Origin of the sequence: Candidatus Protofrankia californiensis (assembly GCF_900634765.1) — a bacterium.
Classification (GTDB): domain Bacteria; phylum Actinomycetota; class Actinomycetes; order Frankiales; family Frankiaceae; genus Protofrankia; species Protofrankia californiensis.
The window spans coordinates 1-12,533 of record NZ_CAAAFT010000187.1; the positions used below are offsets into that span (position 1 = coordinate 1).

Consider the following 12,533-nt stretch of genomic DNA (forward strand, 5'->3'; position numbering starts at 1 on the left):
GGGGAGGGCGGCCTGCTCCAGGGCGCGGTCCGTGCTCATCGGGCGCCCTCCCGGTGCACCCGGGAGCCGATGCTGGTGGCGAGGTTCGTCAGGCTCGCGGTCAGCCGGTGCACGTCCTCGGGCGCCCAGTCCGCGACGAGTTCCGCCAGCGCCCGGGACCGGGCAGCCCACAGCCGTTCGAGCACGGCGTGGCCCTGCTCGGTGACCTCCACCAGTTGGGCGCGATGGTCCAGCGGGTCCGGCAGTCGCCGGATCAGCCCCGCGCCCTCCAGCCGCTGTGTCTGCGGGCTGAGGGAGGAGCGGTCCACCTCCAGCCGTTCGGCGATCGTGGACAGCCGCACCGGCTGCCAGCGGTCGATCTGCGTCAGCAGCGTGTAGTCGCCCGCGGGGAGGGTCAGGGCCGCCTCGGCGGCGATGCGGCGCTTGGTCGCCGGTGACAACAGCCAGCACCCGGCGGTGTTGAGTGCCACCGCGGCATCGGTGATGGCTTGGTCGGTCTGAGCCGTACTGGTCATGCGGCCACGCTAACGCAGTTGGCTGAGCAAAACCAACTAAGAGCCCGGACGTGGCGTCAGGCGGCTTTCTCCAGCGCCGCGTTGACCTCGGCCAGCAACTGGCGAGGGGTCTCCACACCGGTGAACAGATCGTCCGCGAGAGTGATCCCGTAGTTGCGGTCGATCACGGCGGCGGCCTCCAGCAGAGCGAGCGAGTCGTATCCCAGGTCGGTGAATGCTGTGTCCAGGATGTCGCCGGCTAGGTCGACGGACTCGTCCTCGCCGGCAGCCTCGCGCAGAATCGTCCTCAGGTCGTCCAGAGTCAGCTGGCTCATCTCGGGTCCTCGGTTTCTTCCGGGGGCGTTACGGGATGCCCGGCGCGAACCCGGGCGGCTTCGACCCTGTCAGCGGGATCTCGAAACCCGCTGGAGCTCCCGTCAAGGGTGGCCGCGGCCACGGGCGTCCTCGCCGGAGGCTGATCGCGGCGGCAGTCGCGGGTGTTCCCGTGCGAAGGGCCCGGTGGGGTGCCGCCGCTTCCGGGAACAGGGCTGCTACGAGGCGAGGGCGGCGCGCGCCGCATGGAGGGCAGCGGATTCCGCGGCGCCCGAGGCCGGCTTGGCCGGAAGGAGCGCGAGGGCGGTGGAGCCGCCGGGCCGCACCGCGCGGTGCCGCTTGGCGAGCATGGTGAGGCTCTGTCCGGGCCCGGTTTCCAGCAGGAGGTAGGGCCCCGTGGAAAGGAGTCGGTCCAACGCCTGCGCATAGCGCACCGGGGCGGCGGGCTGACCCACCCAGAACTCCGGATCCACCGCCTGACGATCCGTCAGGAACGTGCCCGTGTACCCGGACACCAGGGGAAGCGCGGGAGGCCGCAGCGGTGTGGCCCGCAGCGCGGGCAGGGACCGCGCGCTGGCGGCAGCCACCACGGGGCTGTGGAACGCGCTGGTGGTACGCGCCCGCCGAAAGCGCAGGCCGTTCGCGCTCAGCGCCTGCTCGGTGCGGGCGAGTGGCCCCTCCGCCCCGGCCACCACCACCTGGCGGGGCCCGTTGACCGCGCCGACCACCACCCCCGGGGCCAGCAACGGCAGCACCTGCTCCTCGGAGGCCGCAACCGCCACCATCCCGCCGGGCGGCGCGTCCGCCAGGTGCCGTACCCGCTCGGCGAGGAGCGCGGCCGCGTCGGGAAGCGCCAGCACCCCGGCGAAGACCGCCGCGACCACCTCGCCGACGCTGTGGCCGAGCACCGCAGCCGGACGCACCCCCCAGTCCGACACCGTCTGCCCCAGCGCCCACCCGACGGCGAACAGCAGCGGCTGGGCCCGGCGCAGGTCGTCCAGCGGCAGCACCGGCCGCGGCGCGAGCCAATCCCGGCGTACCGCGTCCCCCTCGGCGCCCCACAGCGCGAACACCTCGTCCATACGGGCTCGGAACCCGGGGTCCGCCTCGTACAGCCCGACCGCCATGCCCGTCTGCTGCGCGCCCTGGCCGGGGAACACCATCGCCACCCGCGGCCGTTCGCGTCCCGCGCCGGAGCCGTTGCCGGAGCCCTCGCCCGACCCCGCGTTGCCCACCGCACGCACGCTCATCGCCTGCCCTCCTCCTGGTCGGCGCCGCCGGTGCGGGCGCCCGTGGCCGGGAGCGTGGCAGGCCCCGCTCGACCCGCTCTGGACGCCGCGTCCAGCGCCGACCCACACGATGGCCCGTGGCACGCCGGGCCGATTGTGGCCGGCCGGCGGCCGACCGCGTGATTCCGCGTGATTCCGCGTGCAGCCGCGGGCGGGCGCGTGCCGCACACGACTCCTTCGGACGGGACGGGAACGTGATGAGGTACCACGAGGTGTTCGTCGCCGCCGCGGCCAGTCGGCTGCCCGCCCGGGAGACGGTGGCCGACGCCGTCGCGGACGGGCGGTGCGACGCGCGCGTGGCCCGCAGCACGGGCCTGGTGTCGGTGTCCGTCGCCAACGGGGAGCATCCCGCGGAGATGGCTGCCCGGGCGGCGGCCACCGCGCTGCGGGCGTCGGGGCACGACCCGGGCGAGATCGATCTGATCCTCCACGCCGACGTCTACTACCAGGGCCAGGACCTGTGGCCGCCCGCCGCCTACGTGCAGCGGGTCGCGGTCGGCAACCGGTGCCCCGCCGTCGAGGTGCGGCAGATGTCCAACGGCGGCATGGTGGCACTGGAGCTGGCGGCCGGCTACCTGTCCGGAACCGGTGGGACCGCCGCGCTGCTGACCACCGGTGACCGGTTCGCCGCGCCCGGGTTCGACCGGTGGCGCAGCGACGCCGGCACCCTGTACGCGGACGGCGGCACCGCGCTGGTGCTGTCCCGCCGCGGCGGCTTCGCGGTGCTGCGCGCCCTGGCCACGGTCGCCGACTCCGACCTGGAGAGCATGCACCGCGGCGACGACCCGTTCGGCACGGCCCCGTTCAGCCGCCGCCCCCGGGTCGACCTCGACGCCCACAAGCGGGACTTCGTGGCCGCGTACGGGCTGTCCTTCAGCCTGGAGCGGGTCACCGCCGCCCAGAACGAGGTGCTCAAGCAGGTGCTGGCCGACGCCGGCTGCGAACTGCACGACATCGACCACTTCGTGCTGCCCCACTTCGGGCTGCGCCGCCTGACCACCGGCTACCTCCGGCGCTGGGGCATCGACGCTGAGTCCAGCACCTGGCCCTGGGCCCGCACCGTGGGCCACCTCGGCGCGGGCGACCAGTACGCGAGCCTCGCGTACCTGGCCGGCACCGGACGTCTGCGCCCCGGGCAGCGCGTCCTGCTCGCCGGGGTCGGCGCGGGATTCACCTGGACCCTCGCTGTACTCGACATCCTCACGACGCCGGACGCCGCCACCGCCCCGCCACCCACTCCCGAACCCCGAGGAGGACAACCCGATGAGCACTGACCTCGACCGCCGGCGGCTGCTCGCCTCCACGGCGGCCGTCGCCGCCGGCGCCGCCGTCACCGCGACCGGCATCGCCGCCCCGGCAGCCGCGGCACCCCCCGCTCGGGGCGCCGCCGCGCGCCGCCGCGGGCAGCCGGCCGCCCCCGCCGACACCGCCTCGATCACCGTGACCCCCGGCGACCCGCGCTACGGCGAGCTGATCACCGGAGTCAACCAGCGCTGGACCGGCACCCCCGGCCGGATCTACGTCGCGCGCAGCACCGACGACGTCGTCGCCGCGGTCACCGAGACCGTGCGGGCCAGCCGCCGGCTGTCCATCCGCAGCGGCGGCCACTGCCTGGCCGGCCTCGTCTTCAACCCGGAGGTGGAGTCCGTCCTGGACCTGTCCACCTTCAACGGCATCGGCTACGACGAGGGCCTGAACGCCTTCGAGGTGCAGCCCGGCGTGATCCTGCTGAACGCCTACCAAACCCTGTACAAGCGCTGGGGCGTGACCATACCCGGCGGCTTCTGCTACTCGGTGGGCGCCGGCGGCCACGTCTCGGGCGGCGGCTTCGGGCTGCTCTCACGCGCGCATGGCCTGACCGTCGACCACCTCTACGGCGTCGAGGTCGTCGTGGTCGACGCGAACGGCTCGGTACGGGTGGTCACCGCCACCCGCAGGGCCGACGACCCAAACCGCGACCTGTGGTGGGGCTACACCGGCGGCGGTGGCGGCAACTTCGGCGTGATCACCCGCTACTGGTTCCGCAGCCCCGGAGCCACCGGCAGCGAACCGTCCAGGCAACTGGTCAACCCACCCAAGGAGGTGCTGGTCAGCGTCGTGCGCGTGCCATGGAGCGCGCTCACCGCGGACCGCTTCACGGCGCTGGTGCGCAACGTCGGTACCTGGTACGAGGCCAACAGCGCGCCCGACTCCCCGTACACCGCGCTCAGCGGCTCGGTCTCGCTCAACCACGTGTCGGCCGGCGCGGTGACCGTGCTCACGCAGGTCGACGCCGCAGCGCCCGACGCGCGCGGACTGCTCGACTCCTACCTGGCCTCGGTGCTGGCCGGCACCGGTGTCGACCCGGCCGCGCTGCCCGCGCCGCTGCACCTGCCCTGGCTACGGGCCACCATCCTGCTCGGCACCGGATCGGCCATCGGCAACAACCCGGCCATCCGCAGCGACAACCACTCCGCCTACCTGCTCAAGGGCTTCACCGACGACCAGATTTCGATCATCCATCGCTACCTGACCAGCGACAGGGTCAGCAACCACGAGGCGATGGTGGTGCTCAACCCGGTCGGCGGGCGGATCGGCGCGGTCGGGCCGCACGACACCGCCGTCGCCCAGCGCGGCGCCGTGCTCAAGGCGCTCTTCCAGAGCCTGTGGACCTCCCCGGCCGACGACGACGCCAATATCGCCTGGGCCACCGGCCTGTACCGCGAGGTGTACGCCAGGACCGGCAACGTACCCGTGCCCGATGACCGCACCGACGGCTGCTACATCAACTACCCCGACACCGCCCCGCTCGACGACCCGAAAGCCAACACCTCGGGGCTGAGCTGGCACGAGCTCTACCACAAGGACAACTACCCGCGGCTCCAGCAGGTCAAGGCCCGCTGGGACCCGACGGACTTCTTCCGCCACCCGCTGTCGGTGGAACTTCCCGGCCGGTGAACCCCGAGCCGCCCTCCACGCGCTCTGGACCGGCCGTGGAGCGGCGGTTGCGACCGTGGACCCACCCGGCCCGGGCCGCCTCCGACCGCAACGACAAGCAGCGAGGACACCACACCGTGGAAAGCCGACACAGGCACAGCGAGGACAGCCGGGAGCGGCGCGTGGTCGTGACCGGCATCGGCGCCGTCGTGCCGGGCGCGACAGGCGTCAAGGACTTCTGGGACCTGCTGACCGCCGGGCGCACCGCGACCCGGCGCATCACCTTCTTCGACCCCGCCCCGTTCCGCTCGCAGATCGCCGGGGAGTGCGACTTCGACCCGCTCGCCCACGGGCTGACCGCCCGGCAGGCCCGGCGGCTGGACCGCGCTTCGCAACTGGCCGTGGTCAGCGCCCGAGAGGCCGTCACCGACTCCGGCCTGGAGCTGACCGCGTTCGATCCCGGACGGGTCGCCGTGAGCATTGGCAGCGCCGTCGGCGCCACCACGGCCCTGGAGGACGAGTACGTGGTGCTCAGCGACACCGGCCGCAAGTGGGTGCTGGACAGCGACCACGCTACCCCGCACCTGTACGACTACCTGGTGCCCAGCGCCATCGCCGCGGAGGTGGCCTGGAGCGTCGGCGCCGAGGGACCGGCCGCGGTGATCTCCTCGGGCTGCACCTCCGGACTCGACGCGGTCGGCCACGCCCGGGACCTGATCCGCGACGGCGCCGCCGACATCGTCGTCACCGGCGGCACCGACGCCCCCGTCTCCCCGCTCGCCGTCGCCTGCTTCGACGCGATCAAGGCGACCTCACCGCGCAACGACGACCCCGAGCACGCCTCGCGGCCCTTTGACCTCAGCCGCGACGGCTTCGTCCTGGCCGAGGGCGCGGCCAGCCTCGTCCTGGAGGAGCTGGGCCACGCCCTGCGCCGAGGCGCCCACGTCTACGCCGAGATCACCGGCCACGCCAGCCGCTGCAACGCGTACCACATGACCGGACTGCGGCCCGACGGGCGCGAGATGGCGCACGCCATCACCGCCGCTCTCGACGAGGCCCGCACAGACCCCGACGAGGTCGACTACATCAACGCCCACGGCTCGGGTACCAAGCAGAATGACCGGCACGAGACCGCCGCCTTCAAACGCAGCCTGGGCGCCCACGCCTACGCCACCCCGGTCAGCTCCATCAAGTCCATGATCGGCCACTCGCTGGGCGCCATCGGGGCGATCGAGATCGCCGCCTGTGCCCTGGCCGTCGAGCACGACGTGATCCCGCCGACCGCCAACCTCCACCGCCCGGACCCCGAACTCGACCTCGACTACATCCCGCTGACCGCCCGAGAGCACCGCGTCGACGTGGCCCTGACCGTCGGCAGCGGCTTCGGCGGCTTCCAGAGCGCGATGCTGCTGCGCAAGCCCGGCACCGGGAGCTCGCGATGAGCCGGGCGACCGGCACGGCCACCGTCGGCGCCGGCTCCAGGGCGGGTACCGGTACCGCCGTCGTCACCGGGCTGGGCGTGCTCGCCCCCGGTGGACTCGGTGCCGACGAGTTCTGGGCAGCCACCTTGGAGGGCCGCAGCGCGATCGGGCCGATCGACCGCTATGACGCCTCCAGGTACGCCTCGCGCTTCGCCGGCCAGGTCCACGGGTTCGAGCCGGCGGCGCACCTGCCGAGCCGGCTCATCCCGCAGACCGACCCGGTGACCCGCTTCGCGGTCGCCGCCGCCGACTGGGCGCTGGCCGACTCGGGTATCGACCTGGCCCAGCTCGACCCGCTGGAGGCCGGGGTGGTCACCGCGAACGCCTCCGGCGGTTTCGAGTTCACCCAGCACGAGGTCCAGAAGCTGTGGACGCTGGGCCCGCGGCACGTCAGCGCCTTCCAGTGCTTCGCGTGGTTCTACGCCGTCAACACCGGCCAGATCTCCATCAGGAACAACCTACGCGGCGCGGGCAGCGCCCTGGTCGCCGAGCAGGCCGCGGGCCTCGACGTGCTGGGCCAGGCGCGCCGGCTGCTGCGCAAGGGCCTCAAGGTCGCGCTGGCCGGCGGGTTCGAGGCGCCGCTGAACCCGTACGCCGTGGTCTCCCAGCTCGCTCACGGCCGGCTCAGCCGGGCCCACCGACCCGACCGCGCGTACCTGCCCTTCGACCCGGAGGCGCAGGGGTACGTGCCCGGCGAGGGCGGCGCGTTGCTGGTCGTCGAGGACGCCGGCACGGCCGAACAGCGCGGCGCGCCCCACCGCTACGGCGAGCTCGCCGGTTACGCCGCCAGCTTCGACCCGCACCCGGAATCTGGCCGGCCGCCCACCCTCGTGCGGGCCCTGCGCGGCGCCCTGGACGACGCGCGGGTGCGGCCCGACGAGATCGACGTGGTCTTCGCCGACGCGGCCGGGGTCCCGGAGCTCGACCGGGTCGAGACCGAGGCGCTGGCCGAGGTGTTCGGGCCCCGCGCGGTGCCGGTCACGGCGCCCAAGACGAGGACGGGACGGCTGCTCGCCGGCGGGCCTCCGGTCGACGTGGCCGCGGCGCTGCTTGCGCTGCGCGACCAGGTGATCCCGCCCACCGTCCATGTCCGGCCCAGTCACGAACTGCCCCTCGACCTCGTCCTGGACGAGCCCCGCGAGGTGCGGCTGCGCACCGCCCTGGTGCTGGCCCGTGGCTACGGAGGCTTCAACTCCGCCCTGGTGGTGCGCCGCTGACCCGCCGGCCGCACCGTCCCTTCCTACGCCGCGGCAACCGGCCCCCCGTACTCCGCGCACACCTTCCGCCACCAACCCCGAGCACCCAGGGATGGCCATGCGATTCGGTATCACCTTCTTCCCCACCATCGGCCCGGAACAGGCCGCCGCGGCCGACTGGTACGACGACGCCGTGAACCTCGCCGTCCTCGCCGACGAACTGGGCTACCACCACGTCAAGACGGTGGAGCACTACTTCTTCGCCTACGGTGGCTACAGCCCCGACCCCGTGCCGCTGCTCACCGCGATCGCCCGCGCCACCCGGCGCATCCGGGTCGCCACCGGGGCCGTCATCCCCGCCTTCAACCACCCGGTCCAACTGGCCGCGCGGCTGGCCGTGCTGGACAATCTCAGCCGCGGCCGGCTCGACGTCGGATTCGGGCGGGCCTTCCTGCCCGACGAGTTCGCCGCCTTCCAGGTATCCCTGGACGAGAGCAGAGCCCGCTTCGAGGAGGGTGTGCGCGCCGTCGAACGGCTGTGGAGCGAGCAGGACGTGGTGTGGCAGGGCACCTTCCACCAGTTCGGCCCGGTCACCCTGCTGCCGCGCCCCTACCAGGACCCGCACCCGCCGATCTACGTCGCCACCGCCACCAGCCCGGCTTCCGCGGAAGCAGCCGGGCGCGCGGGGCGCGGACTGCAGGGGGTGCCCGCGATCTCCGGGCGGCATGGCTTCCAGGACATCCTCACCGCCTACCGCAAGGCGTGGGCCGACGGCGGGCACGAGCCGGGCGAGGAGCGGATCCAGATCAGCTTTGGCCTGTTCCTCGCCGAGGACGGCGACGAGGCCCGCGCGCTGGGTCGTACCGACGAGGAGCTCTACAGCGCCCGCATCGCCGAGGCCACCAGCGCCTGGGGTCGGGCCCGCAGCGCCGACTACCCCGGCTACGAGCGTCTGGAGAAGGCCGGCAAGCTCCTGCACTTCGACGAGCGCCTGAAGGACAACCAGGTGCTCGCCGGGAACCCCGCCGAGGTCACCCGGCAGATCGAGCAGCTCGCCGAGTGGTACGGCGACGACGTCGTCCTCAGCTTCACCATCCACTCCGGCAACCTTCCGGCGGAGGTGTCCGCCCGCTCGCTGCGTCTGTTCACCGAGCGGGTGGCGCCCGCGTTCGCCCGATGACCGGCACACGGCGGGGGCCGCGCCGGTCGTGCGCGCGGCCCCCGCCGTCCCATCCCGCGGCTGCCATGGTTGCCGTTCCGGACAGGCGGCGGGGCGGGGCCCCCGGGTCCCCCGGCCCGAAGACCCGCCTGCTGCTCCCCGTCCTGGGAAGCCTCTCAGAAGTTCCCGAGCCCGCCGCACACGTTGATCGCCTGTGCGGTGATGGCCGCGGCCGCGTCCGTGGTCAGGTAGCCGACCAGCCCCGCGACTTCCTGCGGCGTGGTGTAGCGGCCCAGCGGTATCCGCGCCTCGAACCGGCCGAGCACGTCATCCTCGGTGGTCTCCCACAGCTCCGCGTAGCCCTGCCTGACCTGCTTGGCCATCGGCGTCTCCACGAAACCCGGGCACACCGCGTTGACGGTCACGCCGGTCCCGGCCAGTTCGAGCCCGAGCGCCTTGGTGAACCCGACGACGCCATGTTTCGAGGCGGAGTACGGCGCGGCCAGCACCACACCCTGCTTGCCTGCGGTGGAGGCGATGTTGATGATCCGCCCCCACTTCCGGTCGGCTAGACCGCCCGCGCCCAGCACCTCCCTGGTAACCCGGAAGACGCTGTGCAGGTTGGTGTCGACCACGTCGAACCACACCTCGTCGGTCAGCCGCGCGGTCGGTCCGCCTCCGCTGCGGCCGGCGTTGTTGACCAGGACGTCGACCGGGCCGAAGCGCTCGGTGGCAGCCGCGACCAGCGCGCTGACGCTCTCCTGGTGGCGTACGTCCGCGGCGACGCCGGCCACTTCGTGTCCCCGCCCGGTCAGTTCGTCCACCGTGCGTGCCACGTCGGCCGCGGTGCGGGCGCTGAGGAAGACCCGGTGGCCGAGCCCGGCCAGGGCTTCCGCGACGGCCAGCCCGATGCCGCTGGTGGCACCGGTGACCAGGACGTTTCGTTGCACACTTGCAGCCACCTCGGTTGATCCTTCCGCTTGAGCGGCCCGGAGCACGGCGGTCGCGGGGACCCGCCGGCGCGACACCGTCAGGCTGACGGCCCCGCCTCGAAGCGCGATCGAGAACCGGTGGTGCGGACGCCGTCCACGCTGTCGCGCCGGCGCTGCACGCTGCTACGGTCGCCTGCACCAGGCCGGTCGCCGGTGGGCGTCGGCGATCCACCGAAAGCCGGCCGGCGTCCGGTGGACGCGGCGGCGGGACGCCGACGGCCGGACACGGCCGGACACGACCGGACACCTGGGGCCAGGACAGCGACGACCGAGGGGCGGGGACCGATGACGAGCGGCATAGCGGCCGCAGCGGCGGCACATGACGGCCCGCTGCTGGAGATCAGCGGCCTGCGGGTCCGCTACCAGAGCAGCGGCGGCCAGGTCATAGCCGTGGACGGCGTGGACCTCACGGTCGGCGCGGGTGAGACCGTCGCCCTCGTCGGCGAGTCCGGCTCGGGCAAGTCCACCACGGCCCTGGCCGTCACCGGACTGCTGCCGGCCGGGGCCAGGATCGTCGACGGCCGGGTCCGGGTCCTGGGCCGGGACACCGTCAGCCTCGGCGAGCGCGAGCTGCGCGCGCTGCGTGGCCGTATGGTCGGCTTCGTGCCGCAGGACCCCGGCGTCTCGCTCAACCCGGTGCGGCGGGTCGGCGACCAGGTCGCCGAGGTGCTGCGCATCCACCGGATCGCGACCGGTGCCGCCGCATGGGAACGTGCGCTCGCCGCCCTGGACCGGGCCGGGCTGCCCGATCCGGAGGTACGCGCCCGCCAGTACCCGTACGAGCTGTCGGGTGGCATGCGGCAGCGGGCCCTGATCGCCATGGCGCTGGTCGCCGGCCCGGCCCTCGTCGTCGCGGACGAGCCGACCAGCGCGCTCGACGCCACCGTTCAAGCCCAGGTCCTCGACCACCTGGCGGAGTTGACCGTCCGCGAGAACCTCGGGCTGCTGCTGATCACGCACGACCTCGGGATCGCCGCGGACCGCGCCGACCGGGTCCTGGTGATGTCGCACGGCACCGTCGTCGAGTCCGGCCCGGCCGCACAGGTCCTCGCCCGGCCCGAGCATCCGTACACCCGGCGCTTGGTCGCCGCGGTGCCTGGCCGGCGCCCGGTCAGGCCCGCGCCGCCGCGACCCGTGTCCGACCGGCCGCTGCTGGAGGTCAAAGGGCTGACCAAGGACTTCCCCCGGCCGCGCGGCGCCGGCGGCGCGGCCACGCTGCGGGCCGTCGACGACGTCGGCTTCACCGTCGGCCGCGGCGAGGCGCTGGCCCTGGTCGGCGAGTCCGGCTCCGGCAAGTCCACCACCGCCCGCCTGGTGCTGCGCCTGGAGCGGCCGACCGCCGGCGCGGTCCGGGTCGACGGCGTGGACCTCGCCGGCCTCTCCGGCGGCGAACTGCGGCGACTTCGGCGCCGGATGCAGGTCGTCCAGCAGAACCCGTATGCCACCTTGGACCCCAGGTTCCCGGTGCGGCGCCTGGTCGAGGAGCCCCTGCGGGCGTTCCCGACGGGCAACCGCGCCGAGCGCCGCGCCGAAGTCGCGCGGCTGCTCGACCTCGTCGCGCTGCCGCAGTCCGTCATGGAACGCCGTCCGGCGGAGCTGTCCGGCGGCCAGGTGCAGCGGGTGGCGATCGCCCGCGCCCTCGCCCTGCGGCCCGACCTCCTGGTCTGCGACGAACCCGTCTCCGCGCTCGACGTCTCCATCCAAGCCCAGATCCTCGACCTGCTGGTGCGGCTCCAGGAGGAACTCGGCCTCTGCTACCTGTTCATCACCCACGACCTCGCGGTGGCCCGTGACCTGTGCCACCGCGTGGCCGTCATGCACCGCGGCCGCCTGGTGGAGGCGGGCCCCCTCGACCGCGTCTTCGACACCCCCGAGCACCCCTACACCCGCGAACTGCTCGCATCGGTCCCGGGCACCCGCTGACCGCCCCGGGCGGCGGGCGCCTGTGTTGCGTCAGCGCAGCAGCAGGTCGTCGCGGTGGACGGTACGGGAACGGGTGAGCCAGCCGCCCGCCCCGCGGACCAGGACGTCCTCGACCACGCAGCTCGGGTCCCAGCGGACCGTGCCGTCGGCGCCGGTGGCGCTCACGATCGCGTAGTAGCGGGCGGTGACCGACCCCGGCCCGTCCACCGGGCCCGCGGCGCCCTGACCGTCCGCCGCGCCCTCCTCACCCGACGCGTCGAGTACCAACTGGTTGAACCAGTGCCGGTGCACCGCGCCGCGGCGTCTTTCCGCCGTCCGCAGCAGGGCTTCGGCGATCGCGGCCCGCCCCCGCAGCACCTCGCCGCTGGAGATGTGCGTGAACACCGCGTCCTCGGTGAAGGTGGCGGTGAACGCCTCCGCGTCGCCGAGGTCCATGCTCTGCGCCTGTCGCGCGTACAGCGCCTGGATCTCCACATACGTCCCGGCACCGACCGGGACGGGGACACGGGTCGCGGATCGGGTGGGTGCCATCGGTCCTCCGTACACATCGCCGGCCGGGGGCGCGACCGCGCCCGCGCGCCCGACGCTGCCACGCACCCCTGGAGCCGTGGTCCAACGCGCGTGCAGGACCGGTCCGGCGCCCGCGGCGCTTTCCTGGACCGCCGCTCCAGTGCCCCTGAACCCGCTCCTGCCAGCCTGGGCACGTCCCCGTCCCACCCCCCGCGCCGCCTGGAGGCCGACCGTGGTGTC

Annotated in this window: 11 protein-coding genes; 6 read left to right on the forward strand and 5 right to left on the reverse strand. The window is 73.8% G+C overall.

The genetic code is table 11. The features are described 5' to 3' along the window. Positions 1-35: 35 nt before the first annotated feature. The 3 genes from DD1DGNOD_RS10410 to DD1DGNOD_RS10420 all read right to left on the reverse strand — a co-directional run bounded on the left by DD1DGNOD_RS10410 (position 36) and on the right by DD1DGNOD_RS10420 (position 2,077). A complete protein-coding gene (locus DD1DGNOD_RS10410; protein WP_131766945.1) occupies positions 36-515 on the reverse strand; it encodes a MarR family winged helix-turn-helix transcriptional regulator in 480 nt (159 codons plus the stop codon). A 56-nt stretch (positions 516-571) separates the two neighbouring features. Then, positions 572-829, reverse strand: a complete 258-nt coding sequence (locus DD1DGNOD_RS10415; RefSeq protein ID WP_131766946.1) for an acyl carrier protein — start codon at positions 827-829, stop codon at positions 572-574. Between the two features lie 216 nt (positions 830-1,045). Next, positions 1,046-2,077, reverse strand: coding sequence for an acyltransferase domain-containing protein (locus tag DD1DGNOD_RS10420; RefSeq protein WP_206443071.1), 1,032 nt, complete (start codon positions 2,075-2,077; stop codon positions 1,046-1,048). 236 nt (positions 2,078-2,313) lie between these two features. On the opposite strand from DD1DGNOD_RS10420, the gene DD1DGNOD_RS10425 reads away from it, so the two are divergent. From DD1DGNOD_RS10425 to DD1DGNOD_RS10445, 5 genes are all read left to right on the forward strand, one after another. Further along, on the forward strand, positions 2,314-3,390 hold the full coding sequence (locus DD1DGNOD_RS10425; RefSeq protein WP_131766947.1) for a ketoacyl-ACP synthase III family protein: 1,077 nt from the start codon (positions 2,314-2,316) through the stop codon (positions 3,388-3,390). Next, entirely contained in the window at positions 3,380-5,053 is a 1,674-nt protein-coding gene (locus tag DD1DGNOD_RS10430) for an FAD-binding oxidoreductase (RefSeq protein WP_131766948.1), read from the forward strand. The genes DD1DGNOD_RS10425 and DD1DGNOD_RS10430 overlap by 11 nt, the downstream gene beginning before the upstream one ends. A gap of 116 nt (positions 5,054-5,169) precedes the next feature. Beyond that, a complete protein-coding gene (locus DD1DGNOD_RS10435) occupies positions 5,170-6,474 on the forward strand; it encodes a beta-ketoacyl-[acyl-carrier-protein] synthase family protein (protein ID WP_131766955.1) in 1,305 nt (434 codons plus the stop codon). Next, entirely contained in the window at positions 6,471-7,730 is a 1,260-nt protein-coding gene (locus tag DD1DGNOD_RS10440) for a ketosynthase chain-length factor (protein ID WP_131766949.1), read from the forward strand. The genes DD1DGNOD_RS10435 and DD1DGNOD_RS10440 overlap by 4 nt, the downstream gene beginning before the upstream one ends. A gap of 97 nt (positions 7,731-7,827) precedes the next feature. Continuing rightward, positions 7,828-8,889: an LLM class flavin-dependent oxidoreductase gene (locus DD1DGNOD_RS10445; RefSeq protein WP_131770004.1), complete on the forward strand. Its 1,062-nt coding sequence runs from the start codon at positions 7,828-7,830 to the stop codon at positions 8,887-8,889. Between the two features lie 155 nt (positions 8,890-9,044). Here the strand turns inward: DD1DGNOD_RS10445 and DD1DGNOD_RS10450 are convergent, their stop codons facing one another. Then, entirely contained in the window at positions 9,045-9,830 is a 786-nt protein-coding gene (locus DD1DGNOD_RS10450) for an SDR family NAD(P)-dependent oxidoreductase (protein WP_131770000.1), read from the reverse strand. Positions 9,831-10,145: 315 nt separating this feature from the next. Between DD1DGNOD_RS10450 and DD1DGNOD_RS10455 the strand changes: the two genes are divergently transcribed. Beyond that, complete coding sequence (locus DD1DGNOD_RS10455; RefSeq protein WP_131770001.1) at positions 10,146-11,783, forward strand: dipeptide ABC transporter ATP-binding protein; 1,638 nt, start codon at positions 10,146-10,148, stop codon at positions 11,781-11,783. A gap of 30 nt (positions 11,784-11,813) precedes the next feature. On the opposite strand, the gene DD1DGNOD_RS10460 is transcribed toward DD1DGNOD_RS10455, so the two are convergent. After that, on the reverse strand, positions 11,814-12,533 hold a 720-nt coding region (locus DD1DGNOD_RS10460; protein WP_206443072.1), incomplete at its 5' end, for a nuclear transport factor 2 family protein.